At 67.4% G+C, this 26,318-nt stretch carries 24 protein-coding genes and 1 pseudogene; 11 read left to right on the top strand and 14 right to left on the bottom strand.

What is annotated here, in order from left to right:
• The first annotated feature begins 24 nt into the window (after positions 1-24).
• On the top strand, positions 25-1,446 hold the full coding sequence (locus QZM67_RS03640) for a PLP-dependent aminotransferase family protein (protein ID WP_301801401.1): 1,422 nt from the start codon (positions 25-27) through the stop codon (positions 1,444-1,446).
• A 54-nt stretch (positions 1,447-1,500) separates the two neighbouring features.
• Here the strand turns inward: QZM67_RS03640 and QZM67_RS03635 are convergent, their stop codons facing one another.
• Entirely contained in the window at positions 1,501-2,751 is a 1,251-nt protein-coding gene (locus QZM67_RS03635; protein WP_175024499.1) for a mechanosensitive ion channel family protein, read from the bottom strand.
• Between the two features lie 484 nt (positions 2,752-3,235).
• Here QZM67_RS03635 and QZM67_RS03630 point away from each other — a divergent pair, with 484 nt between their 5' ends.
• Positions 3,236-4,954, top strand: coding sequence for a SulP family inorganic anion transporter (locus tag QZM67_RS03630; protein WP_301800798.1), 1,719 nt, complete (start codon positions 3,236-3,238; stop codon positions 4,952-4,954).
• A 12-nt stretch (positions 4,955-4,966) separates the two neighbouring features.
• Here QZM67_RS03630 and QZM67_RS03625 read toward each other — a convergent pair whose 3' ends face one another.
• Entirely contained in the window at positions 4,967-5,842 is an 876-nt protein-coding gene (locus tag QZM67_RS03625) for a LysR substrate-binding domain-containing protein (protein WP_175024497.1), read from the bottom strand.
• Between the two features lie 95 nt (positions 5,843-5,937).
• Here QZM67_RS03625 and QZM67_RS03620 point away from each other — a divergent pair, with 95 nt between their 5' ends.
• A complete protein-coding gene (locus tag QZM67_RS03620; protein ID WP_080741641.1) occupies positions 5,938-6,537 on the top strand; it encodes a LysE family translocator in 600 nt (199 codons plus the stop codon).
• A gap of 46 nt (positions 6,538-6,583) precedes the next feature.
• Here QZM67_RS03620 and QZM67_RS03615 read toward each other — a convergent pair whose 3' ends face one another.
• The 5 genes from QZM67_RS03615 to QZM67_RS03595 all read right to left on the bottom strand — a co-directional run bounded on the left by QZM67_RS03615 (position 6,584) and on the right by QZM67_RS03595 (position 10,570).
• Complete coding sequence (locus tag QZM67_RS03615; RefSeq protein WP_175024496.1) at positions 6,584-8,038, bottom strand: DHA2 family efflux MFS transporter permease subunit; 1,455 nt, start codon at positions 8,036-8,038, stop codon at positions 6,584-6,586.
• On the bottom strand, positions 8,035-8,598 hold the full coding sequence (locus QZM67_RS03610; protein WP_175024495.1) for an isochorismatase family protein: 564 nt from the start codon (positions 8,596-8,598) through the stop codon (positions 8,035-8,037). Before QZM67_RS03610 ends, QZM67_RS03615 begins: the two co-directional genes overlap by 4 nt.
• Before the next feature lie 67 nt (positions 8,599-8,665).
• On the bottom strand, positions 8,666-9,121 hold the full coding sequence (locus QZM67_RS03605; protein ID WP_080741642.1) for a MarR family winged helix-turn-helix transcriptional regulator: 456 nt from the start codon (positions 9,119-9,121) through the stop codon (positions 8,666-8,668).
• Between the two features lie 73 nt (positions 9,122-9,194).
• On the bottom strand, positions 9,195-9,428 hold the full coding sequence (locus QZM67_RS03600; RefSeq protein ID WP_175024494.1) for a hypothetical protein: 234 nt from the start codon (positions 9,426-9,428) through the stop codon (positions 9,195-9,197).
• A 44-nt stretch (positions 9,429-9,472) separates the two neighbouring features.
• Positions 9,473-10,570, bottom strand: a complete 1,098-nt coding sequence (locus QZM67_RS03595) for a serine hydrolase (protein WP_301800796.1) — start codon at positions 10,568-10,570, stop codon at positions 9,473-9,475.
• Between the two features lie 33 nt (positions 10,571-10,603).
• On the opposite strand from QZM67_RS03595, the gene QZM67_RS03590 reads away from it, so the two are divergent.
• Positions 10,604-11,791 carry a hypothetical protein gene (locus tag QZM67_RS03590; protein WP_301800795.1) on the top strand — a complete coding sequence of 396 codons (1,188 nt, stop codon included), beginning with the start codon at positions 10,604-10,606 and terminating at the stop codon, positions 11,789-11,791.
• Between the two features lie 70 nt (positions 11,792-11,861).
• On the opposite strand, the gene QZM67_RS03585 is transcribed toward QZM67_RS03590, so the two are convergent.
• Positions 11,862-12,179, bottom strand: coding sequence for a hypothetical protein (locus QZM67_RS03585; RefSeq protein WP_301800794.1), 318 nt, complete (start codon positions 12,177-12,179; stop codon positions 11,862-11,864).
• Positions 12,180-12,230: 51 nt separating this feature from the next.
• Between QZM67_RS03585 and QZM67_RS03580 the strand changes: the two genes are divergently transcribed.
• Positions 12,231-13,106: a LysR family transcriptional regulator gene (locus tag QZM67_RS03580; RefSeq protein WP_175024490.1), complete on the top strand. Its 876-nt coding sequence runs from the start codon at positions 12,231-12,233 to the stop codon at positions 13,104-13,106.
• Positions 13,107-13,202: 96 nt separating this feature from the next.
• Positions 13,203-13,487 carry a hypothetical protein gene (locus QZM67_RS03575; RefSeq protein WP_021162049.1) on the top strand — a complete coding sequence of 95 codons (285 nt, stop codon included), beginning with the start codon at positions 13,203-13,205 and terminating at the stop codon, positions 13,485-13,487.
• 58 nt (positions 13,488-13,545) lie between these two features.
• On the opposite strand, the gene QZM67_RS03570 is transcribed toward QZM67_RS03575, so the two are convergent.
• The 4 genes from QZM67_RS03570 to QZM67_RS03555 all read right to left on the bottom strand — a co-directional run bounded on the left by QZM67_RS03570 (position 13,546) and on the right by QZM67_RS03555 (position 19,492).
• Positions 13,546-14,289 carry a transporter gene (locus QZM67_RS03570; RefSeq protein WP_301800793.1) on the bottom strand — a complete coding sequence of 248 codons (744 nt, stop codon included), beginning with the start codon at positions 14,287-14,289 and terminating at the stop codon, positions 13,546-13,548.
• A gap of 77 nt (positions 14,290-14,366) precedes the next feature.
• Positions 14,367-17,132 (bottom strand): magnesium-translocating P-type ATPase, encoded by a 2,766-nt coding sequence (mgtA, locus tag QZM67_RS03565; protein WP_301800792.1) that lies wholly within the window; start codon positions 17,130-17,132, stop codon positions 14,367-14,369.
• A 47-nt stretch (positions 17,133-17,179) separates the two neighbouring features.
• Positions 17,180-17,338 (bottom strand): hypothetical protein, encoded by a 159-nt coding sequence (locus QZM67_RS03560; RefSeq protein WP_175024487.1) that lies wholly within the window; start codon positions 17,336-17,338, stop codon positions 17,180-17,182.
• Positions 17,339-17,848: 510 nt separating this feature from the next.
• Positions 17,849-19,492 (bottom strand): S8 family peptidase, encoded by a 1,644-nt coding sequence (locus QZM67_RS03555; RefSeq protein WP_301800790.1) that lies wholly within the window; start codon positions 19,490-19,492, stop codon positions 17,849-17,851.
• Positions 19,493-19,915: 423 nt separating this feature from the next.
• On the opposite strand from QZM67_RS03555, the gene QZM67_RS03550 reads away from it, so the two are divergent.
• Complete coding sequence (locus QZM67_RS03550; protein ID WP_175024485.1) at positions 19,916-20,812, top strand: glutamate/aspartate ABC transporter substrate-binding protein; 897 nt, start codon at positions 19,916-19,918, stop codon at positions 20,810-20,812.
• 58 nt (positions 20,813-20,870) lie between these two features.
• Here QZM67_RS03550 and QZM67_RS03545 read toward each other — a convergent pair.
• Positions 20,871-21,097, bottom strand: a pseudogene (locus tag QZM67_RS03545) (hypothetical protein); the annotation flags it as partial.
• A 218-nt stretch (positions 21,098-21,315) separates the two neighbouring features.
• Here QZM67_RS03545 and QZM67_RS03540 point away from each other — a divergent pair.
• Positions 21,316-22,569 carry a multidrug effflux MFS transporter gene (locus tag QZM67_RS03540; RefSeq protein WP_175024484.1) on the top strand — a complete coding sequence of 418 codons (1,254 nt, stop codon included), beginning with the start codon at positions 21,316-21,318 and terminating at the stop codon, positions 22,567-22,569.
• A gap of 21 nt (positions 22,570-22,590) precedes the next feature.
• Positions 22,591-23,112, top strand: coding sequence for a GNAT family N-acetyltransferase (locus QZM67_RS03535; protein ID WP_301800788.1), 522 nt, complete (start codon positions 22,591-22,593; stop codon positions 23,110-23,112).
• A 39-nt stretch (positions 23,113-23,151) separates the two neighbouring features.
• On the opposite strand, the gene QZM67_RS03530 is transcribed toward QZM67_RS03535, so the two are convergent.
• Positions 23,152-23,841 (bottom strand): hypothetical protein, encoded by a 690-nt coding sequence (locus tag QZM67_RS03530; protein WP_175024482.1) that lies wholly within the window; start codon positions 23,839-23,841, stop codon positions 23,152-23,154.
• Positions 23,842-24,162: 321 nt separating this feature from the next.
• Between QZM67_RS03530 and QZM67_RS03525 the strand changes: the two genes are divergently transcribed.
• Positions 24,163-25,596 carry a YgcG family protein gene (locus tag QZM67_RS03525; protein ID WP_301800787.1) on the top strand — a complete coding sequence of 478 codons (1,434 nt, stop codon included), beginning with the start codon at positions 24,163-24,165 and terminating at the stop codon, positions 25,594-25,596.
• Positions 25,597-25,676: 80 nt separating this feature from the next.
• On the top strand, positions 25,677-26,309 hold the full coding sequence (locus tag QZM67_RS03520; protein WP_043184368.1) for a LemA family protein: 633 nt from the start codon (positions 25,677-25,679) through the stop codon (positions 26,307-26,309).
• Positions 26,310-26,318: the final 9 nt, after the last annotated feature.

The raw sequence follows: 26,318 nt of genomic DNA, 5'->3' as shown, positions 1-26,318 counted from the left end.
GAATGGTTTTTGAAAGGGAAGCAGGTGAAGCGCTACGAACAACTGGCCGACGAACTCCACGCACAGATCGAGCGTGGCGTGTACCGGCCCGGCGAGCGAATTCCGTCGGTGCGGCAGGCGAGCCGGCAGCAGCAGCTCAGCGTCACGACCGTGCTGCGCGCGTATCTCGTGCTGGAAAGCCGCGGGCTGATCGAGAGCCGGCCGCAGTCCGGCTATTTCGTGCGCGCGCGGGCCCCGGCGCCGGCCGAGGCCGAGCTGCATGCGTCGGCGCCGGCGGCCGAGCCGTCGGCGGTGGACGTGAGCCGGCTCGTGCTGTCGACGCTGCGCTCGATCGCGCGTGACGATGCGGTGCCGCTCGGCTCGCCGTACCCCGACGCGTCGCAGTTTCCGGTACAGAAGCTCGCGCGCTACGCGCAGACGATCGGGCGGCGCCGCACGCGCTGGGGCGTGATCGACGATCTGCCGCCCGGCAACCAGGAGCTGATCCGCCAGATCGCGCGACGCTATGCGGAGCGCGGGATTCCGGTCGAACCGGACGAGATCGTGATGACGATCGGCGCGACCGAGGCGATCAACCTGTGCCTGCAGGCGGTGGCGCGGCCCGGCGACACGATCGCCGTCGAATCGCCGACGTTCTACGCGATGCTGCACGCGATCGAACGCATGGGCATGCGTGCGCTCGAGGTCGCGACGCATCCGGTCGACGGCATCGATCTCGACGCGCTCGAACGGTTGCTCGAACGCGAGCGGATCGCCGCATGCATGGTGATGCCGAACTTCCAGAATCCGCTCGGCTTCCAGATGCCGGATGCGCGCAAGCGCGCGCTCGTCGAACTCCTCGCGAAGCACGGCGTGCCGGCGATCGAGAGCGACGTGTATCACGAGCTGCACTACGGCGAAGCGACGCCGAGCGCGCTGAAGTCGTTCGACCGCGACGGGCTCGTGCTGCATTGCGCGTCGTTCACGAAGAGCCTGTCACCGCGCTACCGGATCGGCTGGGCGATGCCGGGCCGCTACCGCGACCAGGTCGAGAAGCTGAAATTCCTGAACACGCTGGCCACGCCCGCGATCGAGCAGCTCGCGATCGCCGAATACCTGAAATACGACGGCTACGATTTCCACCTGCGGCGCATGCGCAAGCAGTACGCGCAACAGGCGAGCCTGATGAGCGCGATGGTGCGGCGTTTCTTTCCCGAAGGCACGCGGCTGTCGCAGCCGCAGGGCGGGTACGTGCTGTGGGTCGAGCTGCCGTCGCAGGTCGATGCGATGAAGCTGTATGCGCTGGCGCTCGCGCAGCGGATCACGGTGGGGCCCGGGCACATGTTCTCGGCGAGCAGCGATTACCGGCATTTCATCCGGCTCAACTACAGCTATCCGTGGTCGCGGCAGATCGAGGATGCGTTGAAGGTGCTCGGGCGGCTCGCGTCGGAGTGCGCGGCGCGGTGAGCGTAGGCGGCCGCGCGGCGAGCGGCGGCCGATGACCGGCCGCCGTCGCGCGCGTCAACCCGCGTGCGGCGCCCGTTGCCCGGCTTGCGCGGCGCCGGCCATCTGCCGCATGTCGAAGCCCGACGGGTGCTGGTACACGCGCAGCCCGAACTCCGGCAGCACCGCGATCAGGTGATCGAACAGGTCGGACTGGATGGCCTCGTAGTCGACCCAGGTCGTCGTGTCGGTGAAGCAGTACAGTTCGAGCGGAATGCCTTCGGCCGTGAGCGGCAGTTGTCGTGCCATGCAGGTCATGTCGCGGCGGATGCGCGGATGGCCTTTCAGGTAGTTCGCGACATACGCGCGGAACGTGCCGAGGTTCGTCAACTGGCGACGGTTCGCCGGGCAGTCGCCGGCCGCGCCGAGCGTGCCGTTCCATTGCTCGATCGCGTCAACCTTGTCCTCGAGATAGTCCTTCAGCAGCGTCAGGCGTTCGAGCCGTTCGATCTCGTCGTTGGACAGAAAGCGCACGCTGGTCGCGTCGACGAACAGCGCGCGCTTGATGCGGCGTCCGCCCGCTTCGGTCATCCCGCGCCAGTTCTGGTAGCTCTCGGTGATCAGTTTCCACGTCGGCACCGTGATGATCGTGTGGTCGAAGTTGGCGACCTTGACGGTGTTCAGCGTGATGTCGATCACGGTGCCGTCCGCGCCGGCCGACGGCATCGTGATCCAGTCGCCGATCCGCAGCATGTCGTTCGACGACAGCTGCACGCCCGCGACGAGGCCGAGCAGCGTGTCCTTGAAGATCAGCATCAGCACCGCCGACATCGCGCCGATGCCCGACAGCAGCAGGCCGATCTGCTTGCCGGTCGCATCGCCGATCACGACCAGCGCGGCCGTGATGAACATCACGAGCTTGACGAGCTGCATCGCGCCTTTCAGCGACAGGTGCGGCTGGTCGCGCTGATCGCGCTGGTACGTGCGATGCGTGTGTTCGAGTGCGGACAGCGTCGCGCTGACGGTCATCGTCACGAGGAACACGATCAGCGCGAACAGCACCTTGTCGGCGGCTTGCGCGGCCGTCTCGGGAATGCCGGGCACCGCGCCGAGCCCGAGCTTGATCACAACGAACGGGACGATGCGGTTCAGCCACTTGAATGCGCCGAACTCGAACAGCGCGTCGTCGACGCGCGTGGCGGAAAGCCGCGCGAGCCGCGCGACCACGCGGAACAGCAGGAAATGGACGGCGGCGGTGATTGCGCCGGCGGCGGCGAGCAGGATGAGGAGGCCGACGAGCGGCGCAAACCAGGGTTCGTTCAGGGTCATAGGGGCAAACGGGGGCCTTCTTGTGCGTTGAATCGGCGCCGCGGCGCGGCGCGCGCCCCGTGAAGGGCACATGAAAGGGACCGTGATTGTGCCATCGGGTTCCGTGCACGTGCAGGGTGTACGGCTCCCGAACCTCCTCACCATTGCGCAGGTCTCCTCTGTAATCGGGTGAGGGCCGGCAATGAAAAAGCGTCACCGCAAGCCGGCGCACGTGCGTGTTGCTGGGTCCGTTGCACGCAGGCCCGGAATCGGTGCGACGCCGCTATCCCGGGCCTTCGCGCTTCAATGCGCGTGAACGGCGATCCATGCAATCATGCAGGCGTCGCATGGATTGTCGGTGCGCCGTTCGTCCTTTTGTGCGGCCCATCCGCAGACGGTGAGCACCGTGCGCGGCCTTCGCGCACTTGCCATGCGATGCCCGCACGGGGCACGATGCGCGAACGACTTCGCGAACCACGCCACCCCATACTCACGCATTTCACGCATGCAAGATTCCAACGAAAGCCGCCCGTCAGGCGTGCGGCTGCTGAAAGGCATCCTCCCGATCCGCCGCGGCGGGGCCATCCGCGATGTATTCGCGGGCATGTCGCTCGCGTCGATGGACATCCCGCAGGTGCTTGGCTATGCGCGCATCGCCGGCATGCCGGCCGTCACGGGCCTCTATACGGTGTTCCTGCCGCTCGTCGCGTTCGCGTGCTTCGGCGCGTCGCGGCATCTGGTCGTGGCGGCCGATTCCGCGACCGCGACGATCTTCGCGAGCCGGCTGTCGTCGATGGCGCCGGCCGGCAGTGCCGAGTATGTGGCACTGGCCGGCATGGTCGCGCTGCTCACCGCCGCGATGCTGCTGCTCGCGCGCATCTTCAAGCTCGGCTTTCTCGCCGATTTCCTGTCGCGTACGGTGCTGGTCGGCTTTCTCGCCGGGGTCGGCGTGCAGGTGTCGATCGCGATGCTCGGCGACATGTTCGGGCTGGCGGTACCGTATCCGGCGTCGCGCAGCCTCGCGCAACTCGACTACGTCGTCACGCATCTCGTCCACACGAACCGGCCGACGTTCGCGCTCGCGGCGCTCGTCGTCGTCGCGATTCTCGTGTGCAAGCGGTTCCTGCCGCGCGTGCCGATGCCGATGATCGCAGTCGCGGGCAGCATCGCGGCAAGCTACACGTTCGGATTCGCCGCGCATGGCATCGCGGTACTCGGGCCGGTCGCGGGCGGGTTGCCGCCGTTGCGCTGGCCGTCCGTCACGTGGCAGCAGTTCCTCGACCTCGTGCCGGTCGCCGCGTCGTGCTTCGTGATGATCATTGCGCAGAGCGCGGCCGCCGCGCGCGTGTTCGCGCAACAGTACGACGAGGAGGTCGATACCAACGCCGACATCCTCGGCCTCGCGGCCGCGAACGCGGCTGCGGCGGTGGGCGGCGCATTCGTCGTCAACGGCAGTCCGACGCAGACGGCGATGGCCGACGGCGCGGGCGTGCGCAGCCAGATCGGGCATCTGGCGTTTGCCGCCGTGGTGGCGGTGGTGCTGCTGTTTTTCAGCACGTTTCTGCAGTATCTGCCGCATGCGGTGCTGGCCGGCATCGTGTTCACGATCGCGCTCGGGCTGATCAACGTGCGCAGCCTCGCCGCGATCCGCAAGGAGAGCCCCGGCGAGTTCACGCTCGCGCTGGTGACGGCGCTCGCCGTCGTGACGGTCGGCGTCGAGCACGGCATCCTGCTGGCCGTCGCGCTGTCGCTGATGCGGCACGTGCGCCACAGCTACCAGCCGCACACGATGGTGCTCGAACCTGTCGAAGGCAACGAGCGGTGGCAGCCGGTGCCCGCGCGGCGCGGCGCGATGACGGCGCCCGGGCTGATCGTCTACCGGTTCGGCTCCGACCTGTTCTTCGCGAACGACCATCTGTTCACTGCCGAAGTGACCGAGCTCGTCGAGGCGGCGCCGGTGCCGACGCGTTGGTTCGTCGTCGATGCGGGCGCGATCACAGACGTCGACTATTCGGCCGCGCGGACGCTGACCGACCTCATCAAGTTGCTGCAGGCACGCGGGATCGGCGTGCTGTTCGGGCGGGTCAACCGCTACCTGCGCGCGGACATGGATCGTCACCGGATCACGGAGATCGTCGGCGCGTCATGCATTTTCCCGACGCTGCACCAGGCGCTCGAGGCCGCCGGCACGACGCCGGCGCCGCAGGAACCGGGCATCGTGTAGCGTGAACAGGCCCTAGGCCGCCGCCCGCACGCGCGCGAAACCGTTGCGCAGGTGGCGGGCGAGTTCCGTCGCGGCCGGCGTGCGCTGGCCGCGCGGCAGATGCAGGTTGATCGCGAAGTTCGGCAGCGCGGGCAGGCCGCTGTCGGCCGGCAGGATGTCGAGGTCGGCCGGCACGGTCGACGCGAGCCAGGCGGTCACGGCGAGGTCGGAGCGGACGGTCGCGGCCGTCGCGTCGATGCTGCCGTTCTCGAACACGGTGCGCCACGCGCGATCGCAGCCACGCAGCGCGTCGAGCACCGTCGGACGGAACGCGCAGGTCTGCGCGACCATCGACACGGGCAGCGGCGTATTCCGGTACGCGGTGCCGCCTTTCGCGCCGACCCAGACCAGGCGGTCGACGGCGATGCACTCGCCGCGCGACGGCCCGGCCGGCGCCTCGATCAGCGCGACGTCGAGTTCGCCCTGTGCGAGCCCCCGGCGCAGTTCCGGCGACGCCGCGCACACGAGCGTGAGCGCGACCTGCGGATGCGCCTGCGCATAGCCTTTCAGGATCGGTGCGAGACAGCTGCCGACGAGATCCTGCGGCGCGCCGACGCGCACGGTGCCTTCGACCGCACCGGCCGTCATGTCGGTCAGCAGCGCATCGTGCGCGGCGAGCAGCCGGCGCGCCTGCCCGAGCAGCCGCTCGCCGTCCGCCGTGAGCAGCAGGTTGCGGTGCTCGCGGACGAACAGCGGGCCGGACAGCGTTTCGAGCCGTGCGACCTGCTGGCTGATCGCGCCTTGCGTCAGGTGCAGCGCGCGGCTGGCCGCCGTCATGCTGCGATGTTCGGCGACCGTGACGAAGGCGCGCAGCAGCGCGATGTCGAGATTGCGTACCATGCGACGCATTATGAACGCTAATGGAAGACATAAAAATCTTTTGCTGTCGTAATGCGAAGACCGCGGGTAAAACGGGGCTTCGACGACGACAACCGGGAGCTTCCGTGCCGTTCCGCGACTACCTGCCGCTGATGCTGTTCGTGATCGTATCCACCGTGACGCCGGGCGGCGCGACGACGCTCGCGACCGCCTCGGGCGCGCATTTCGGCTATCGGCGTTCGCTGCCGCTGATGGCGGGCATTGCGGTCGGACTGGCGTCGATGGCCGCCGCCGCTGCGGCCGGGCTCGGCGGTGTGCTGCTTGCGCTGCCCGCGTTGCAACTCGCGATGAAGGCGGTCGGTTCGGTGTATCTCGTGTGGCTGGCCGTGCGCATCGGGCGCGGCGGCAAACCGCGGCTCGATGCCGCGGTGCACCGGCCGCAGGGGTTCGTCAGCGGTGTCTGGATGCTCTGGCACAACCCGAAAGGCTGGGCAATGACGCTCGGCGCGGCCGCGTCGTTTGCCGCGCTCGCATCCGGCCCGGCACGGCTCGGTGTCTTGCTCGGGCTGGCGTTCGGCGTGGCAGCGATGGCGTCGCTGTCGCTCTGGTGCTTCGCCGGGCTGTTGTTTGCGCGCGTGTTGCGCACGGAGCGGCAGTGGCACTGGCTGAATGCCGGGCTCGGTGTGCTGCTCGTGGTGTCGATTGTGCCGATGTGGCTGCCGTAGCGACGCTACGCACGCTGCGCGGCACAGCGTGACGTAGCGTCTGCGTTCAGCGCGATCCGGCGCGCGCGGTCTCGCCAGGTTGCCCGCCCGCACCGGCCGACCACAGCGGCAGCCGCAGCGTGGTGACGAAGCTCGCCGCGTGCAGCACGCAAAGCAGGCCGAACGCCCACGCATATGCGTTCGCCTGCGTGCCGCCGCTCGCCACTGATTCGGCTTGCAGCCGCCACGCGAGGAACAGCGTGCAGACGGTCGTGAACGTCGGGCCGCCGAGACGCTGCACGATATTGAGCGAGGTCGTCGCCATCGGCAGGTTGCGGCGCTCGACCGACGCATACGCGGCGGAGATCGACGGCGCGCCGATCGCGCTCTGGCCCATGCCGCGCAGAAACAGCGCCGGCACGAGCAGGGTCGGATCGTAGCCGGTCAGTGCGAGAAACACGAACGGCAGCGTCGCGAACAGCGCGAGCAGGGCGCCTGCGGCGGCGAGGCGGCGCACGCCGAACCGGCTCGTCAGCGCACCCATCGATGGATACGTGACGAGCATGCCGAGGCCCATCGGTGCGAGCAGCCAGCCCATTTCTCCGGGCGTGCGGCCGCATGCCTGGATCAGGAACACCGGAATCAGCATCTGGCCCGCAAACAGCGCACCGTTCGACAGGAACTGCGTCGATGCGGCCGCGCCGAACACCTTGCCGCGAAACAGCGCAAGGTCGATCAGCGCGCGGTCGCCCTTGCGCGTTTCGACCCGCAGGAACGCCACGAGCAACAGCGCAGCCGCGACGATCGCCGCGATCCCGAGTGCTTCGTTGATCCGCTCGATGCCGTACAGGAACAGCACGAGCCCCGGCGACAGCAGCGCGAGGCCGACCCAGTCGAGTTCGCGCGGCTGCGTGTCGTCGCGGTCGCCGGGCAGGAACCGCACGGCCAGCGCGAGCGCCAGGACGCCGACGGGCAGGTTCACGAGAAACAGCCAGCGCCACGACATGTGCTGCAGGATCGCGCCGGCGACGACCGGGCCGAGGATCGGCGCGAGCAGCACCGGCACGGCCGCGTAGCCGATCACGCGCGCCATCTGCTGGCCGGCGACGCGCGCGATCATCATCTGCGCCATCGGCGCGAGCAGCCCGCCGCTCACACCTTGCAGCACGCGGAAGGCGATCAGCGACGGCGCGGACCACGCGAGCCCGCACAGCGCCGACGAGAGCGTGAACGCCGAGAAGCACCACAGGTACAGCGCCTTCGCGCCGATCCGGTCGACGAGCCAGCCGTTCAGCGGCAGCACCAGCGTGAGCGCGAGCAGATAGCCGCTCGTGACCCACTGGATCGTCGCGAGGCTCGCGTGCAGGTCGGTCGCGAGGCTCGACAGCGATACGTTGACGATCGTCGCGTCGAGCTGCGACAGCAGCGAGCCGAGCACCGCAACCGCACTGACCTTCCAGATCGACGGATCGGGCCGGCCGGTCGCGTCGTCCTGCGCCGGCCGCGTGCGCGGGTCGCTCACGCGCCGCGCCGGTCGAGCAGCGCGACGATGTCCTGCGTCGTGCCCGTCTCGCCGAGACGAGGGAACAGGCGTTCGACGCTGTTCACGTGCGCATCCGCGTTGAGGTCGGTCATCGCGTCGACGGCGAGCGTCACGTTGTAGCCGAGTTCGTGCGCCTGACGGGCGGTCGATTCGACGCCGATGCTCGTCGCGACGCCGGTCAGCACGATCTGCGTGACGCCGGCGGCCTTCAGGTGCGCATCGAGGTCGGTGCCGGTGAAGGCGCCCCAGGTCTTTTTCGTCACGAGGTGGTCGCCCGGCTGGCGGTTCAGTTCAGGCACGAGCTCGGCCCAGTCGGCGGGAAGGGCGTCCAGGCGCACCTGCTGCTGCGTGCGGCCCGGTGCGCCGCCCGCGACGTTGACGAGCACGACCGGCAGGCCGCGGCTGCGGAATGCGTCGAGCAGTTCGCGGGTGTGCGCGATCACCGGTTCGACCGGGTGCGCGGTGGGGAGGGCGACGATGCCTTTCTGCAGGTCGATGACGACGAGTGCGGTGTGCGTGTCGAGACGGGTTGCGCTCATGATGGGACTCCGTGAAAGAGACGAAGAAAGCCGTGCGCGCGGATGCGGTGGAGCGCGCGGGCCGGATTCATTGCTCGCCGATGCGGCGGATCAGCGGGATCGCGGCGGCGAGCGTATCGATGTCTTCTGGATCGAGCTGCGCGATCGCGGCGCCGAGCCATTGGTGTTTCGCGGCGTTGCGCTTGAGCCGTGCGTCGAGGCCGGCCGCGGTCAGCCGGAACAGGATCTGGCGGCCGTCGGTCGGATGCGGTTCGCGCTCGACCAGGCCGTCTTCCTCGAGGCTGGCAAGCGTCGCTTTCATCGACTGAGGCTTCATTGCTTCAGCGCGCGCGAGATCGGCGGTCGTCATCGGCCCGTGCCGTTCGAGTCGCGCGAGCGCGCTCGTCTGGGACATGCCGAGCCCTCCGGATTCGATCTCGGAGCGGAGCCGGCGGATCAACTGGCCGACCGCGAGGGTCAGGTCGGCGGCGACGGTATCGGCGGAAACGCCGGGTTTGCGTGGCGGGTTCATGCGGCGGATCATAGGACATGACAGTTAAACTTGCAAGTTTAACTGTCTAATTGACCGCCGGATCGGCGTGGAGCCGGGTGCGCGGTTACTCGTCGCGGAGCGGGACCGGTACGACCTCGTTGTATCTCGGGGTCGCGGCCTCGTGCAGCAGGTCGCCGAGGTATTGCGCGAGTTCATCCGCGGCGAGCGTGGGCGGAATGTGCAGGTCAGCCGGGCGACGCTTGCCTTCAGCGCCGAGAGCAAACACCATCCAGCGGTCGTTCTTGCGTACGACGGCGAGTAGCCGACCAAATGCGTTAAAGCGGTATTCGTCCTGCATGGCATCGCTCCCGTCTGGTGAACGCGCCGGCCGCCCGTGCGCGTTTACTGGATCGAGCAGGACAGCCAGCGGTGGATTTTGATGGCATCGCTCGATACGCCCGCGCGTGTCGGGGCACCAAGCAGCACGACCGTTTCGCGGCGGCCCTTGACGCGCATGCGCATCACGACGCCGTGTCCCGACTCGTTGATGAAGCCGGTCTTCTGCAGCCGGATCGGCAGGCGGCGGTAGCGGACGAGCGGGTCGGAATTCACGTAAAGCAGTTCGCCGTCGCCCGGGCGCACGGTGGTCGACGTATCCGTCGAGAAATAGCGGATCAGCGGATCCTGCGCGGCCGCGCCGACGAGCTTCGCGAGATCCTCGGCCGTCGACACGTTGTGCGGCGACAGGCCGGTCGGCTCGCGGAAGTGCGTATGGCGCATGCCGAGGCGGCGCGCTTCGCGGTTCATCGCCATGACGAACGCGGCGCGCCCGCCCGGATAGTCGCGGCTCAGTGCGGCGGCCGCGCGGTTTTCCGACGACATCAGCGCGATATGGAACATCTCGCGGCGCGACAGTTCCGAGCCGACCTGCAGGCGCGATCCGGTGAACTTGATCGTGTCGCGATCGTGCGTGGTGACGCGCAGCACACCGTTCAGCGGACGGTCGGCGTCGCGCGCGACGACGGCCGTCATCAGCTTCGAGATCGACGCGATCGGTCGCACGGTGCGCGCGTTGCGGGCCAGCAGCGGCGTGCCGGAGTCGACGTCGAGCACGTAGGCCGCGCGTGAATGGAGCGAGTTGACCGCGCGCGGGGTGTAGCCGCAGCTCGCCATCAGGCGCGGCCCGGCGGCCGGCCGCGGGCGTACGGCGCTCGAACGTTTCGCGCGGCGCTGCTGCGGGGCCGGTGCCGCCTGGCGCTTGACCGCCTGATGCTTCACGCGCGGGCGGCGGTGCTTGACGGTCTTCTGTTTACGCTGCGCGGGCTTTTTTTTGACGGCTTTCTTGACGACCTTTTTCGCATGCGGCTGCGCATGCGCGACGCGCTGCGGCGCGTGACGTTGTGCGGACGATGCGTTCGTCGAGAAGGCGAGCATCAGCATTGACAGAGCGACGAGCAGGGTGGTCCGGGCGAGAGGCAGGCGCGCGATGAGGCCGGTCAAGCGAAAGTCTCCTTTTCACGCGTGGTGATGTGCGTGAAATGCATGGGCGGTCAGCGGGATGCGGAAAATTATACGGTCGATCGCGCGAAGATGACGATTCGTTTACGCATGGCGCGACGATTCGCCCCCATGTCGTCATTGCGTGTCGTGCTGGACACGGGTGCCGACACATCGCGCATGCGTGACAAACGGTGGCTGCGTCGGCAAGATGCCAAGGTCACTTTTCAGGAGCTTTCCGTGTCCGCGCACCCGCATGATTTGTCCGTGTCGCCGTATGCGTCGATCGATCGCCTTTGCGAGACGGGCGATCTCGTGGCCTTCAACGTGGGGCCGGACGATGCCGTCTACATGGTGTTCGCGCTGGAGCCGCTCGATTATCGAACCGAGGGGGCCGGCGGCGCGTCGTTTGCGAAAACGATGCCGTCGACGTCGCAGCGGTATCGCGTGATGGCCTGGCAGGGCGGCGGGGTTCGCATGGACTGCATGATCGATAACGAGCCGTTCAATATTCACGACATCCAGCCTGTCGGCGACGATCTACTGCTGGTTTGCTGCCGGTCCGTCCGTCGCGGGGACGATGATTTCGACCTGAACGGGCGTTTCTACCGGCGCGACGGCACGCCGTGCGGCGCAATCCTGCTTGGCGACGGCATCGAGGCCGTGCAGGCCACGGCTGCCGGGGAAATCTGGACGTCCTATTTCGACGAGGGCGTGTACGGCAATCTGGGCTGGGATTCGCCGGTCGGCGCGTCCGGGTTGGTCGCGTGGAGCCGGGCCGGCGAGCAGCGCTATGCGTTTGCTCCGTCGCCGGGGTTCGGCCCGATCGACTGCTGTTACGCGCTCAACGTTCCGAACGACCGGGACGCGTGGATCTACTACTACAACACATTCGCGCTCGTCCGCGTGCGCGACCGGCAAACAGTCTGGTCATCGCGCATGCCGGTCAATGGCAGCTATGCGTTCGCAGTCATGGAGGATGTAACGCGGCACGACGGATGCGTGGCGCTGTTTTGCGGCTCGTATCAGGAACGCGACATGTTGTACATGGTGCATATTGATGGCGGCGGCGATGCTCGACTGGTGCGCACGTATCGCTTGCGGTGCAATGGCGCCGAACCGGTCGGAATCGCGCGAATGACTGGCCGCGGCCGGGTGCTTCATGCGGTCGGTACGGACGGCAACCTCTATCGCATCGATATCGCCGACCTGGCGCTCGGGTGAGCGCATCGCGCGTTTGACGTCGCGATGGCCGAGGCCGGCATGAAAAGCATGCACGGGCACCGCACGCCATTCAACGCGGCCAGTTGCGCCGCGACACCACCGCGAAACTGATCGCGATCGAACCGGTCACGGGGCGCGGCGGCGCGTCGTTCATCGCGCTCATCGCATCCACCGCATCGCCGAAGCGAAAGCGGCGGCCGCGGCCGTCAGCGCGTTCGGTACGCGCGACACGTTCGGCGCGACGTTTCGGCACGCGCGGATCGGCTGTTGCTGCGGGCTCGTCGATGGCCGCTGCTGCACACGAAGTGTCGTCGGTCGGACATTCACGCACGGGATCAAGGGACATGGCGGTCGATTCCGGAAAGGGCATATCCGTATTGAACGTCATCGCATTCGATCGGTAAAATGAATGTTTCGATCGTTACGATTCCTTTTAAGAATGGAATTGAAGCTGCTGCGAACCTTCCTGACGGTCACCGAGCTGTGTCATTTCAGTCGCGCGGCCGATGCGCTGCACATGAGCCAGCCCGCATTGAGCAAGCAGATCGGCGCGCTCGAAGCGAGCCTCGGTGGCAAGCTGTTCGAGCGCGGCCGGCACGGCGCGGAGCTCACATCGTTCGGCGAGCGTTTCCTGCCCGATGCGCAGGCACTGGTGCGCGATGCGGACGAGATTCTCGCCCGCGCGCGTGAGCTGTCGAGCGGGCAGCGCGGTCATTTGCGGCTGGGCATCTGTTTGTCGGTGCTGACGCTCGTCCCGAAGCTCGTCGCCGAGTTTCGCAGCCGGAATCCTGGCATTGCCGTTACGCTGAGCGACCTGTCGTCCGCGGAGCAGACGCGTCGGTTGCGCGCGGGCAAGCTCGACGCCGGGTTCCTGCGCCTGCCGTCGGACGAAGGACTGTCGTCGTTCAAGGTGATCGACGAGGCGCTGGCGCTGGCGGTGCCGCCGCATCTCGGCCTGAAGCGCGTGCCGGCCGATCTCGGTACGCTCAACGAGATTGGCTTCATCGCGTTGCAGCGCGCACGCGGGCAAGGGTTGGCCGCGCAGGTGGACCGGTGGTGTGTCGAGCGCCGCTTCGTGCCGCACGTGACGCAGCAGGCCGAAGACGTGCAGTCGGTGCTCGCGTCGGTCGCGGCCGGCGCGGGCGTCGCGTTCATTCCGTCGCGTGCGCAATATCTGCTGCGCGACGCAACGGTATTGCCGCTCGACGGCCGGGACGCGAAGTGGCGCGTCGGGCTTGCGTGGCTGTCGGGCCGCGACGATCCCGTCACCACACGCTTCGTGTCGTTCATGCGTGCCGCGATCAAGAATGCATGACGGACGAGGCAGTATAGTGTCCTCACCCGGCGGCGGTCGCCCGATCGCGTGCCGGTGCTCGTACGAAAGCCCAGTCTTGCTCACCGACCGCAATCCATGACTTCAGAATCCGACGAATCCCCGCTCGACCCCGCACTCGTTGCGACGCTCGCGACGCTGAACGATGCCGCAAGTGACCCGGCCGGCAAGACCTGGTCGTTGCCGAAGATCGCGAAACGCGCGCAACTGCCGATGAGCACGCTGCGCCGCGTGCTGACGCAGCTCGACGCCGCGGGCCTGAGCGCGACGACGTTGAACGAGGACGGCACCGGCAGTGCCGCGCTGACCGACGAAGGGCGCGCCGTGTGCGCGCAACTGTTCGGCGCGAACGACGCGCAATAAAAAACGGGCCGCTGGAAGCGGCCCGTCGTCTTGCGGTTCGATACGGCGTACCGGCGCGTTACCACCGCACCGTCACGCCGCCCATCACCGAATGATCGTAGGTCTGGTCGTTCAGCCCGCGCCGGTAGCCGATGTCGAGATCGAGCCACGGCTTCGGCGAATAGATCGCGCCCGCGATCATGAATGCAGGATTCGCGCCGGCGCCGCTTTCCGTGTTGCGCGACGTGCCGATGTCGGCCACGATCTGCAGCTTGTCGGTCGCCTTGTAGATCGCCGCGCCCGACACGGCCCAGATCGACGTCAGGTCGCCCTGGCGATTCGGCTGATACGTCATGCCCGCATTCGCGAGGAACGAAAACCGCGCGACGTCGAGCTGCGCGAGCAGCGTTGCGCCGGCACCCACGCGTCCGGTGCCGATCCCGCGCCGGTCGTTGCCGGTCGGCGCGGTCAGTTTCGGCTTCAGTGCGATCGACAGCGGGCCGCGCTCGACGAACCGCCATTTCATGCCGATCTCGACATCGCCGATCCCGGCGCCGTTTTCATCGGTGCGCGTTTGCAGATGCGTGTAAGGCGCGTTCACGTAGAGATCGACGTGGTCGCCGAATCCGCGCGTGAGCGTCGCGTTCCACAGCTGGTGGCGGCCGTTTTCTTCCTGTTTCGAGGTTTCCTCTGCGTTGAACTCGAACTGCCAGTTCGCGTTGCCCTGCGTGCCCGTGTCGTCGCTGACGAGCGGATGGGTGGCGAGGGCATCGAACGGCGCGAGGAGGGCGCTCGCGGCTGCGAGCGGAAGCATTCTCTTCATGGGATCACCTGTCGTGCGTGGCGAGCCGGCCGGCCCATGCAGGGGAGCGCGGGCCGGCCGGCTTCAGGCAAAGATCTTCAGAACCACTGCTTGTAGCGGCGCACGTAGATCGTCTTGACGATCTGCGCGAGCAGGATGTAGCCGACCATCGTCGCGGCGAGCCACAGCCAGAAGGTGCCCGGCAGGTGCATGAAGCCGAGCGATTCCGCGAACGGCGAGAACGGCAGCCAGCAGCCGATCGCGATCGCGGTGAAGGTCGACAGCAGCACCGGCAGCGCGGCCGTGCTTTGCAGGAACGGGATCTTTTGCGTGCGCAGCAGGTGCACGACGAGCGTCTGCGACACGAGGCTCTCGATGAACCAGCCCGAGTTCATCACGATCTGGCCGCCGGCGCCGCCGTTCAGGTGATACATCGCGCCCGCGCCGAACACGGTCCACATCAGGATGTAGGTCGTGATGTCGAATACCGACGACGTCGGCCCGACCCACAGCATGAAGCGGCTGATGTTGCCGGCTTCCCATTTGCGCGGCTTCTTCAGGAACTCGGGATCCATCTTGTCCCACGGCAGCAGCATCTGCGACGTGTCGTAGATCAGGTTCAGTACGAGCAGCTGGGTCGCGAGCATCGGCTCCCACGGCAGGAACGCGCTGGCGACGAGCACCGAGAACACGTTGCCGAAGTTCGAGCTCGCGGTCATGTTCAGGTACTTCAGGATGTTGCCGAACGTCTCGCGGCCCTTGATCACGCCTTCCTCGAGCACCATCAGGCTCTTTTCGAGCAGGATGATGTCGGCGGTTTCCTTCGCGATGTCGGCGCCGCTGTCGACCGAGATGCCGACGTCGGCGTCGCGCAGCGCGGGCGCATCGTTGATGCCGTCGCCGAGGAAGCCGACCGTATGGCCGTTCGCCTGCAGCGCCTTGACGATGCGCGCCTTCTGCAGCGGCGTCAGCTTCGCGAATACGGTCGTGCGTTCGACGACCTGCGCGAGCGTCGCGTCGTCGAGCGCTTCGATTTCCGTGCCGAGCATCGGCTTGCCGGGTTCGAGGCCGACCTGGCGGCACACCTTCATCGTGACGATCGGGTTGTCGCCCGTCAGCACCTTCACCGCGACGCCGTTTTCGCGCAGCGCGGCGAGCGCCGGCGCGGCCGATTCCTTCGGCGGATCGAGGAAGGTCAGGAAGCCGCGCACGACGAGGTCGTGTTCGTCGGCGGTGCGGTACTGCTGGCGCTCGTCGCCGCGCGTGATCGTGCGCGTCGCGAGCACGAGCACGCGGAAGCCGTCCTCGTTGTACGCGCTGGCCTGTTCGAGCAGCCGCTTGCGCGCGACGAAGTCGAGCGGACGCACGCCGTCTTCATCCTGCACGTGCGTGGAGACGGCCAGCATCTCCTCGACCGCGCCCTTGCAGATCAGCAGGTGCGTGCCACGCGCATCCTCGACGACGACCGACAGGCGGCGCCGCACGAAGTCGAACGGCAGTTCGTCGATCTTCTTGTAGCCCTGCGGCTTCACGCGCTCGCCGATCTCGTCGGCACGCGCGACGACCGCGATGTCGATCAGGTTCTTCTGGCCGCTCTGGTGGAAGCTGTTCAGCCAGCCGAGCCGCAGGATCTCCTCGTCCTTGTGACCCGACAGGTCGAGGTGGTGCTCGAGGATGATCTTGTCCTGCGTGAGCGTGCCGGTCTTGTCGGTGCACAGCACGTCCATCGCGCCGAAGTTCTGCACCGAGTTCAGCCGCTTGACGACGACCTTGCGGCGCGCCATCGCGACCGCGCCGCGGGCGAGGTTCGCGCTGACGATCATCGGCAGCATCTCGGGCGTGAGGCCGACGGCCACCGCGAGCGCGAACGTGAGCGCGCTCAGCCAGTCGCCCTTGGTCAGCCCGTTGATCATGAACACGATCGGCACCATCACGAACATGAACTTGATCAGCAGCCAGCTCACGCTCGCGACGCCGCGGTCGAAGCTCGTCTCGATGCGCTTGTGGCTCACGACGTTGCGCGCGAGCGAACCGAAGTAGGTGTCCTCGCCGGTCGCGACGACGACGGCCGTTGCGGTGCCGCTGACGACGTTGGTGCCCATGAAGCAGACGTTTTCGAGATCGAGCAGCGATGCCGACGTATCGGTCGCCGCGCCGGCCGCGCGCGTGCTGGCGGATTTGCCGGCGACCGCGCCGAGCGTGTCGTACTTCTCGACCGGCAGCGCCTCGCCGGTCAGCACGGCCTGGCTGATGAACAGGTCGCGCGACGCGAGCAGGCGCACGTCCGCCGGAATCATGTCGCCGGCCGACAGGTGCACGATGTCGCCGGTCACGACTTCGCGCATCGGCACCTCGCGGCGGGCCGGTTCGGACGTGTCGGTCACCGAGCGCTGCACGGTCGCGGTCGTGCGGACCATCGCCTTCAGCTTCTCGGCCGCGCGCAGCGACCGGAATTCCTGCGCGAAACGCAGCAGCGCGCTGATCGTGACCATCGTCAGCAGGATCGTCATGCCGACATAGTCGCGATCGTCGGGGGCCGCGAAGTAGACGTCGGTGAAGAAGCTGATGGCGGCCAGCGCCAGCAGCACGTAGACGAACGGGTTGTGGAACGAGAGCAGCAACTGGCGGGTCCAGTGCGGCGGCTTGTCGTGCGCGATTTCGTTCGGGCCGTAGTGCTGCAGGCGGTCGGCGGCCTGGTCGTAGGTAAGGCCGCGCGTGCTGGTGTGCAGCGACTTCAGCGTGTCTTCGAGCGGGCGGGCCGCTTCCTGCGCGGCGCGCATGATGCGCGGGTCGTTCTGCGGGCCGGTGCCGGCCTTGATGAAGCCACGCTGTTTCTTTTGCGATGTGTTGTGTCGTGTCGTCATGAGTTGCTCCTTGCGCACGAGTCGGCGGGCGGGGAGCGACCGTGACGTTATCGACGCACGAGCGCTTCCCGCCGCGTCGCGTCGGGCGCGATCGGCTGTGGATCGGTGAAGGCGGGAACGCTCGCCGGCGCGTGCGGTGCGGCCGGAGGGGCGATGTGCAGCGTCGCACCGGCGAGCGGTAATCGACTACTGTCGTCTGAGTTCATCTGCACTCCTGTCGGTTGCGGATAGTCGGCACGGGCGATCGACAGCGACGCACGCACGAAGGCGCGCGGCCGGACGGCACGCGAACGGAAAGCGCGCGCGGCTGACGCTGCGCGCAACACGAACGCACGCGCGCGACGGCGCATCGCGTGCATTCGACAACCATGAAAATTCGGCGGGAGATCTGGCCAGTCAGGCCGGAAGGACGCCGCATCCTGCTTCCCGGGATGCGGCAGAAGACGAGGCTCTGCGCGTTTTCCTCAGGCAGCAGTCAAGTTGGTCAAGCACCAACTACAACTCGCATCGGTGTTCACAGAACACTCCATGTAATTAGACGGGAGCGATGGTAATGGGTCGCTGTGCGAAGCGTCAACCCTTTTGTCAGTCGTTATTTCGAGAAACGTAATCCAGCCGTTGCGCGAGCGGAGAAACGCCGGATCGCCGCCAATGAAACGGCCGCGCGCATGCGATGTCGGCATGCGCGCGGCCGCGTCGAAGCAGGGTGCCGGTGACTAGTTGACCGACGCGACGGCCGCCCCTGCATCGAGGATGCCCGAGCCCGCCGGCAACGCGGTGCACGACGTGCCGGCCGCCAGCTTGGTCGTGCGCGTGCCGCCCTGCAGTTTCTGCTGGATCTGCGCGGGCGTGAGATTGCCGTTCACCGACAGCATCAGCGCGGCGACCCCCGACACTTGCGGTGTCGCGAGGCTGGTGCCGTTCGCGAGGCCGTAGGTGTCCGCGCCCGGCGTCGTGGTGCCGGTATTCGACGTCGACAGGATGTTGACGCCGGGTGCGCTGAGCGTGACATCGGCGCCGAAGTTGCTGAACGACGCGCGGCGGCCCGTCGCGTCGGTTGCGCCGACGCTGATCACGCCGCGGCAGTTCGCGGGCTGGTCGAGTCCGGTCGACAGGCCGTCGTTGCCGGCGGCGACGACGACGGTCACGCCCTTCGCGGTCACGTCGTCGATGGCCTGCTGGAACGTCGTGCTGCACGCGCCGACGCCGCCGAGGCTCAGGTTGATGACCTTCGCGGGCGTCGGGTTGTTCGGTACGCCGGTGACCGGAATACCGGCCGCCCAGCGCATCCCGTCCGCGATGTCGCTCGTCGTGCCACCGCACTTGCCGAGCACGCGAACCGGCAGGATTCGGCCGAGCCACGATACGCCGGCGATCCCGGCGCCGTTGTTCGCGGTCGCGCCGATCACGCCCATCACGCGGGTGCCGTGCCAGCTGCTGTCGCTCGGCTGCGGCGCGCAGTTGTAGTACGGACCGTTCGCATTGCTGAGTTCCTGCTGCGTGACCCAGTCGCCCGGATCGGTTGCGTCAGGGCCGCGCGTCAGGCCGTTGTTGCTGGTGTTGACGTTGCTGATGAAGCTGTAGCCGGGCATCAGGTTCGCGGCGAGGTCGGCATGCGGCCGGTAACCGGTGTCGAGCACGGCGGTGACGACGGTCGGCGAACCCTTGGTCACGTTCCAGGCCGGCGGCATGTCGATGCCGGCGGTCGGGTCGGACAGGTACCACTGCTGGCTGTAGAGCGGATCGCTCGGCGTGTCGCGGATCTGCATCGGGTGATCCGGTTCCGCGTAGTCGACGTCCGAATCGGCTGCGAATGCCTGCGCGAGCGCGGCTGCGTCGGTGGCGGCCATGCGCTGGCCGAGCGACAGCACGGCCGCGCCGTTCGAGATCGTCCGTTCGACCTGCACGTTCACCGGCGCTTGCCCGACCGTGCTCGCATAGGCACGTGCGCTGCCGGCGACCGGCGCCGTCCAGCGCGTCATCGAGCGCTGGATCACGGCGTCGAGCCGCGTCCCGTTGTCGATGGCCGCCATCGCACGCGTGGCCGTCAGCGTCTTGAGCTTGACGATCAGGTGATCGATCGGCGGTTCGGCCGGTGCGGTCTGCGCGGCCATCTGCACGGCGGCCTGCTGCGTCGGGCAGGCATTGCTGCCGGTCGTGGTGGGCGTGGGCGTCGGGGTGGTCGGGGCGGGCGCCGGGGCCGGCGCCGGCGCTGCGTTGGAGGAGGACGGGTTGCTGCCGTCGCCGCCGCCTCCGCCGCAACCGGCGAGGGGCAGGAGGGCGGCGGCAGACAGCATGCCGGCGAGCATGCGCGCATGTGCGGAGCGCGCCAGCGCGAAATTGAAACGCTTGGTTCTCATGTTGAAACTCGATCCTCGTAGATAACCGTCGTGCCGGCGGTGGCGCTGGTCCGGCTGACCCGGACCTTGTCTTTTTTTGTCTGACGGCAGCAGCAAGGTTGCTGCGACGCGCCATGCACTGGGTAACGGCCGGCGTGGCGGCTTCTTGAGTACGTTTCACGAGAAAAACCTGTGCGCGCGCAAACGATTACGTTGGTGCGTTGCGGCATGAACGCGCGTTTGGAACGTGTGGCACAGAAGGTGGGGTTGAGTCCACGCGTGGCCGGTCGGGCGAAACCTGCGTCGCGGGCCGGTTTGCGCGGCACGGCAAACGTCTTTCAACGGGCGGCCACGGTGGAAGGTTGTTTACGCTTTCCCTGATGCGACGCGAATTTTGTCGGGCGTACGATCGCGATTCGATCAACGTTTCGTCAGGAGAAAAGCATGGATCGCCGCTTACGCTGGCTGGCCGTTGCGCTGTCCTGTGCGCTGGCGGGTACCGCGCACGCGCAGGCCCTTACCGGCACGCTGAAGAAGATCAAGGACACGGGCGTCGTGTCGCTGGGCATTCGCGAATCGTCGGTGCCGTTCTCGTATTCGGACAACCAGCAGAAGAACATCGGCTATTCGCGCGACATCGCGTCGCGCGTCATCGACCAGCTGAAGACGGAACTGAACCTGCCGAATCTCGCGGTGAAGGAAATCCCGATCACGTCGCAGAACCGGATTCCGCTGCTGCAGAACGGGACGATCGATTTCGAATGCGGATCGACGACGAACACGCTCGAACGGCAGAAGCAGGCCGCGTTCTCGAACAGTATTTTTCTGTATGGCATCCGCTTCAGCACGCGCAAGGATTCGGGCGTGAAGGATTTCGCGGACCTGGCGGGCAAGACGGTCGCGACGACGGCCGGCACGTCGGACGAGCGCCTGCTGCGCAAGCTCAACGAAGAGAAGGCGATGAACATGACGATCATCAGCGCCAAGGATCACGCCGAAGCGTTCATGAACGTCACGACCGGGCGCGCGGTGGCGTTCGTGATGGACGAACCGCTGCTGTACGGCGAGATCGCGAAGGATCGCAACCCGGGTGCGTACACGGTGACGGGCACGCCGCTCGTCCACGAGAACTACGCGTGCATGATGCGCAGGGACGATCCGGCGTTCAAGCATGTCGTCGATGGCGTGATCGCGAAGATGCAGACGTCGGGTGCGGCCGAGAAGCTCTACAACCAGTGGTTCACACAGCCGATTCCGCCGAAGGGCGTGAGCCTCAACTATCCGCTGTCGGTGGAGATGAAGCAGCTGTTCAGGAATCCGACGGATCAGGCGCAGTATTGATTGGGAGTCGGTGCTGATCGACGTTTGGTCATGAAAAACCGCCGGCGCGTGCCGGCGGTTACGGTGCGGAAGGCGGAAGGCGGAAGGCGGAAGGCGGAAGGCGCGAAACACGCCAGGCCTTGATTTCCGGCCCACACGCGGCCGGTGTTGCTGGCGCTGCCGAATGTGCCAGCGGGCGTGCCGTCGCGATGACGGGAATATCGCCCACGGCGCCATCGCGAACCCGACCGGGTGCGGCATCGGCATCGCGCGTGCGTTGGCGAGCGCGACGTGCCGGAGGGCCATCGGGTGCCGGCTCAAGTCAGGATTCAAGCGGCCGACGCCACGCCAATAGCGGATTTCCGGGCAGGCCGCAATCGGCATTCAACCTCGCCCACGCCAGGGGAATCCGGCTGCGCGACTGGACAACAGGCACAATACGGTATTCGTCACGACGCACGCGTGTTCGCAGTTCGAACATCGCGCGGCTGCGTCACTGCTGTCCGACCTCCTTTCCAGCCGTCATGAACGCCACGCTCACTCCCGCGCGCGAGTCGAACTCGCCGCGTTTCCTGCTGTTCCTGATCTGCCTGTTCGCGTCCGCCGGCCAGCTCGCGATCGACATCTACGTCCCCGCGCTGCCCGACATGGCACGTTCGTTCGCGACCACGCCGCAGGCGATCCAGTCGAGCGTGTCCGGCTACATGGCGGCCTACGCGCTCGGCCAGCTCATCTTCGGCCCGATCGCCGACGCTTACGGCCGCAAGCGCGTGCTCGCGTTCGGGCTCGTGATCTACACGATCGGCTGCCTGCTGTCGCTCGGCGCGCAGAACCTGGAGACGTTCGTGCTGGCGCGCTGCCTGCAGGGCTTCGGAATCGCGACCACCAACCTGCTCGCGAAGGCGATCATCACCGATTCGTTCTCCGGCCAGGCGCTGATGCACGCGTTCACGTACATGTCGATCGCATGGGGGCTCGCGCCGATCATCGCGCCGGTGATCGGCGCGCACCTGCAGGAATGGTTCGGCTGGCGCGCGTGCCTCGTGTTCCTGCTGGTGTACTCGCTGGCGATGTGGGCGCTGCTGTGGCGTTACCGCGAAACCTTGCCGAAACCGGTGCATCTCGAGCCGCGCACGCTGATGACGAACGCGGGCAAGGTGCTGGCGAGCCCGGTGTTCCAGAGCTGCTTCCTGGCGCAGGGGCTGTGCTACAGCATCCTGCTCGTGTTCAACATCGTCGGACCGTTCATGGTGCAGACCACGCTGCACAAGCCGCCGACCTTCTTCGGCTATCTCGCGCTCGGGATCGGGCTGATGTATTTCCTCGGCGGCCTGTCGAACCGCATTCACGGGCGCGGGCTGCCGAGCGCCGAGCAACGTCTGCGCATCGGCGCGCGCGTGATGGCGGGGGCCTCGGTGGCGATGCTGGTGCTGGCGCTCACAGTCGGGCTGCGCGTCTGGACGCTCGCGACGCCGGTGCTCGTGATGGGCTTCTGCGCGGGCGCGATGTACCCGACGCTGATGGCCAAGGGGAATTCGCTGTTTCCGCATATCGCCGGCCTGACGAGCGCGATCCTCGGCTGCGCACTGCTGCTCGTGTCGTCCGCGATGATGGGGCTGGCCGGTTTCGTGTCGATCCATGTCCTGACGCCGCTCGCGGTGTTCTTCGTCGCGCTGTCGTGCATCGTCGTGTGGATGGTCACCAAGCTGCTGCGGTACCTGTCGCAGCAGCAGGCCCAGGCCGCGTCCGTCGTGTGCGGGAGCGGGGAGGCTGCGTAAGTGCCGCCCGTCGACCGACCCATGCCCCCGATCCTGCTGAACCGCGTCGCCCGAACCGACGCCGCCGATCTGATCGCCGCCAACCGCGCGAGCCGGAGCCACCATCTGCCGTGGGTCGACTCGTTCACCGACCCGGCGGGATTCGACCAGTGGTTCGCCCGCTGCCTGACGGGGCCGAACGTCGGCCTCGTCGCGCGCGAGCGCACGTCCGGGGCGGTGGTCGGCGTGGTGAACCTCAACGAGATCGTCGGCGGCGTGTTCCAGAGCGCGTATCTCGGGTACTACGGGATGGTGGCGTTCAGCGGCAAGGGGCTGATGACCGAGGCGCTGCGCGCGGCGATCGGCGTCGCGTTCGGCGAACTCGGGCTGCATCGGCTCGAAGCGAACATCCAGCCCGGCAACCACGCGTCGATTGCGCTGGTTCGGCGGCTCGGTTTCACGAAAGAGGGGTTTTCGCCGCGCTATCTGCGCATCGGCGGCGAATGGCGCGACCACGAACGGTGGGCGCTGCTGGCCGATGGCGAGCCCGAAGCGCGCGCCTGACGCCCGATCCCGGGCGATCTTCTTTCCGCCGCCGGCCGCTTACAGCGGATGTGCCGCGCCGGCCTGCGCCAGCAGCGAAACGGCCACCGGATCCGGCATCCCGTTCGAGTCGATCGCACCGGCTTTCGCGAGTGCGACGAGGTCGCTGTCGACGCCCGGCTGCCCGACCGTGAACGACGTGGTCAGGAATGCCGGCGCCGCGAGCGTGACCGAATAGCGCTGCTGCAGGTTCGTCACCACGGCCGATTGTGCGGCCTGTACGGTGTTCGCATTGTTCATCGCCTGCTGGTAGCGCGAATTCCCCTGGAAATTGCCGATCAATGTGGCCGTGTCCGTGCCGAGTTGGGCGGCGAGATAGACCAGCATCAGCTCGGTCTCAGGCGTCGTATTGAACGTGCCGCCCGCGTACGCGAGCGAATGCAGGCTCGTGCCGCCCGACGTCACGGTGATCGCGCACGGCAGCACGGCATTGACCGTCACCTGATAGTTGCCGCCGCCGTCCGTCAGCGTCGTCGCCGAACCCGTCACGCAGTTGACCGCCACCTGCGCGCTGGCGAGCGCGTCGCCCGTCGCGGCCGTGCCCGAGAGCGCGACGGTCTGCGTGTTGTTGTTGAAACAGACATCCACGCCGAAGCAGGCATCGCCGTTGCACGCCTGAAGCGTCGCGAGGATGGCGATGCAGAGCGTGCCCAGCGCGGGGCGGATGAAACGGCGGGGGTGAATGTTCATGGTCGCTGGCCTTGAGGAGAGTGGGGCAACCGGTGGGCGCCGGAGAGGTGGTGCCGTTCACATTCTAGGTCCCGAATCGGGTGGCTGCTTGCCCGCTTGGCCCGTTTGGCCCGCTCGTGGCCGGGGCGGGCTGCCGTCGAGCGTGTCATGCGCTGCACGGCTTTGCCGGCATCGGGGCGATACGACGACAGACTGAAATGACGAGGTCCGGAAGCCGGCCGGAAACCTTTCAGTTCCCTTCGCAATTGGTTATGCTGCGGGACGATTAAAAACGACGAGAGAACGCGCCGCTCCCGATGGAGCCGGCGCGCCGTTTCCGACATGAACTTGAAACGACTGACGGGCCGGCCGCGCCTGCCGGGTGGCGAGGGCGATCCGGCAACGTGGGCAGGCACGACCCGAAACGGCATTCCGCCCACACGCAGCACGAAGGGGGAGGCCCGCAGGCCCGGCTTCTGGAAGGCCACGGCCTTGCTGACGGGCGCGGTCGTGCTGTTCGGCGGCGCGGCCATTGCCGCGCCAACCGAAGACGGCAGCAACGCCGTCGTGGCGTCGTCGGCCACCCCGCCTTTCACCCCGGCCCAGTCGGCGTGCACGCACGTGGCTGCCGCAGCGGCCTATCCGGTCGCCGCAAAGCCCGAAGCCGCACCGCCACTCAAAGGCCGCGTGACGGACACCACGGGCGTGCTGAGCGCCGCCTGCGCATCCGAGCTGACCGACCGCCTCGCGGCGCTCGAACAACGGCTCGGCGTGCAGATCGCGATCCTGCTGGTCGGGTCGACCGGGCAGTCGACGATCGAACAGTTCGCGACCACCGTATTCGATCAATGGAAGCTCGGCAAGGCCGAGGTCAACAACGGCCTGCTGCTCGTCGCCGCGCTCAACGACCATACCGTGCGGATCGAAGTCGGCTACGGGCTCGAAGGCACGATTCCGGACATCGTCGCGGGCCGGATCATCCGTGAGCGGATCGTGCCGGCATTCCGCGAGAACCGCATCGAAGGAGGCATCAGCGATGCGGTGGACGCGCTGGCACGCGAGATGATGCCGGCAGACGTCGCCACGCCGGAGCCGGCGGCACCCGCGACGGCGCCCGGCGGGCGCGACGACGCATACGAAACGGCCACGGCGACCACGGCGGATGCCACGAACGCACCGCCTCGTGACGCACGGGCCGGCGGCGAACAGTATCAGCCGAACGGCCTGCCGGTGCGGAAACATGCGAATACGGGCGGGGTGCGGTTCTGGTTCCTGCTCGGGGTGGCCAACGTCGTGCTGGGCGTGGTCGCGCAGTGGCGCCAGTTGCGCCGCCGGGTGGCGCTGCTGGCCGCCTGGCTCGTGGCGGGCGTCGTACCGATCGTGATGCTGCCGGTCGGCACAATCTTCAACGGCAATCTCGAAGCCATGCTGGGCGCCGCGTTGTTCGTCCCGGCGGCGGCCGGTGTCGCGCCGTGCCTGCTCGGGATCAACCTGTTCCTGTCGGCGCGCGTGCGCAAATACACGGCGATCGTGGGCGGGACGCTGTTCATGATCATCGCGATCGGGCGCGAGATGGATTATTCGGTCGAGGAAGTGCTGTCCGGCATCTTCGGCGTGCTGTGCGTGCTCGCCGTGATCTGGGCGAAGTTGATGGGCATCGGCTCGTCTTCGTCGTCTTCCTCGTCGGGCTCCCGGTCGCGCTCGAGCTCGAGCTCCGATTCGTTCCGCGGCGATGGCGGTTCGAGCGGTGGCGGCGGTGCATCGGGCCGCTGGTAGCCACCGCGCACCGCGTGCCTGCGCACCCGTTTCTTTTCACCTACCGCTCCACCCGGAGCGTTCAACCGGAAACATCCACCATGAAATGGTTTCGAATCCTGCTCGTGTGCTGCGTGCTGGCTCCGCTCGCGGGGTGCGGTTATAACGCGATCCAGTCGTCCGACGAGAACATCAATGCCGCGTGGTCCGAAGTGCTGAACCAGTACCAGCGCCGCGCCGACCTCGTGCCGAACCTCGCCGCGTCGGTGAAGGGCTACGCGTCGCACGAGGAACGCGTGTTGACCGAGGTGGCGTCGGCCCGTGCGCGGGTGGGCAGCGTGCAAATGACGCCGGAGATGGCAAAGGATCCGGCCGCGCTCGCGGCGTTCGACCAGCGGCAGGGCGAACTGTCGGGTGCGCTGAGCCGGCTGATGGTGGTGTCCGAGCGCTACCCGGAGCTGAAGGCGAACGAAGCGTTCCGCGACCTGCAGACCCAGCTCGAAGGCACGGAAAACCGCATCGCGGTCGCGCGCGGCCGCTACATCAAGACGGTGCAGCACTACAACGTGCAGATCCGCCAGTTCCCGGGCGTCGTGATCGCGAAGATCTTCGGCTACCAGCCGCGCCCGAACTTCGGCGTCGCGAACGAGGCGGCGATCTCGACCGCGCCGGCACTCGACTTCTCCGCGCAACCGCAGTCGCCGAAGGCGAACACGAACGCGGCCGGCGAGTAAGGCCGGCTC

The organism is Burkholderia sp. AU45251 (assembly GCF_030482905.1).
In the GTDB taxonomy this organism is placed as follows: domain Bacteria; phylum Pseudomonadota; class Gammaproteobacteria; order Burkholderiales; family Burkholderiaceae; genus Burkholderia; species Burkholderia aenigmatica.
Note: the sequence above shows the minus strand (reverse complement) of the source record. Positions and strands in the feature narration are given on the sequence as shown.

What these genes read in the sequence shown, in the direction of transcription:
- QZM67_RS03635 (WP_175024499.1), bottom strand. Translation starts at nt 2,751, where the DNA reads ATGACCCTGAACGAACCCTGGTTTGCGCCGCTCGTCGGCCTCCTCATC.
- QZM67_RS03630 (WP_301800798.1), top strand. Translation starts at nt 3,236, where the DNA reads ATGCAAGATTCCAACGAAAGCCGCCCGTCAGGCGTGCGGCTGCTGAAA.
- QZM67_RS03625 (WP_175024497.1), bottom strand. Translation starts at nt 5,842, where the DNA reads ATGCGTCGCATGGTACGCAATCTCGACATCGCGCTGCTGCGCGCCTTC.
- QZM67_RS03610 (WP_175024495.1), bottom strand. Translation starts at nt 8,598, where the DNA reads ATGAGCGCAACCCGTCTCGACACGCACACCGCACTCGTCGTCATCGAC.
- QZM67_RS03605 (WP_080741642.1), bottom strand. Translation starts at nt 9,121, where the DNA reads ATGATCCGCCGCATGAACCCGCCACGCAAACCCGGCGTTTCCGCCGAT.
- QZM67_RS03600 (WP_175024494.1), bottom strand. Translation starts at nt 9,428, where the DNA reads ATGCAGGACGAATACCGCTTTAACGCATTTGGTCGGCTACTCGCCGTC.
- QZM67_RS03585 (WP_301800794.1), bottom strand. Translation starts at nt 12,179, where the DNA reads ATGACGTTCAATACGGATATGCCCTTTCCGGAATCGACCGCCATGTCC.
- QZM67_RS03580 (WP_175024490.1), top strand. Translation starts at nt 12,231, where the DNA reads ATGGAATTGAAGCTGCTGCGAACCTTCCTGACGGTCACCGAGCTGTGT.
- QZM67_RS03575 (WP_021162049.1), top strand. Translation starts at nt 13,203, where the DNA reads ATGACTTCAGAATCCGACGAATCCCCGCTCGACCCCGCACTCGTTGCG.
- QZM67_RS03570 (WP_301800793.1), bottom strand. Translation starts at nt 14,289, where the DNA reads ATGAAGAGAATGCTTCCGCTCGCAGCCGCGAGCGCCCTCCTCGCGCCG.
- mgtA (WP_301800792.1), bottom strand. Translation starts at nt 17,132, where the DNA reads ATGACGACACGACACAACACATCGCAAAAGAAACAGCGTGGCTTCATC.
- QZM67_RS03560 (WP_175024487.1), bottom strand. Translation starts at nt 17,338, where the DNA reads ATGAACTCAGACGACAGTAGTCGATTACCGCTCGCCGGTGCGACGCTG.
- QZM67_RS03555 (WP_301800790.1), bottom strand. Translation starts at nt 19,492, where the DNA reads ATGAGAACCAAGCGTTTCAATTTCGCGCTGGCGCGCTCCGCACATGCG.
- QZM67_RS03550 (WP_175024485.1), top strand. Translation starts at nt 19,916, where the DNA reads ATGGATCGCCGCTTACGCTGGCTGGCCGTTGCGCTGTCCTGTGCGCTG.
- QZM67_RS03540 (WP_175024484.1), top strand. Translation starts at nt 21,316, where the DNA reads ATGAACGCCACGCTCACTCCCGCGCGCGAGTCGAACTCGCCGCGTTTC.
- QZM67_RS03535 (WP_301800788.1), top strand. Translation starts at nt 22,591, where the DNA reads ATGCCCCCGATCCTGCTGAACCGCGTCGCCCGAACCGACGCCGCCGAT.
- QZM67_RS03530 (WP_175024482.1), bottom strand. Translation starts at nt 23,841, where the DNA reads ATGAACATTCACCCCCGCCGTTTCATCCGCCCCGCGCTGGGCACGCTC.
- QZM67_RS03525 (WP_301800787.1), top strand. Translation starts at nt 24,163, where the DNA reads ATGAACTTGAAACGACTGACGGGCCGGCCGCGCCTGCCGGGTGGCGAG.
- QZM67_RS03520 (WP_043184368.1), top strand. Translation starts at nt 25,677, where the DNA reads ATGAAATGGTTTCGAATCCTGCTCGTGTGCTGCGTGCTGGCTCCGCTC.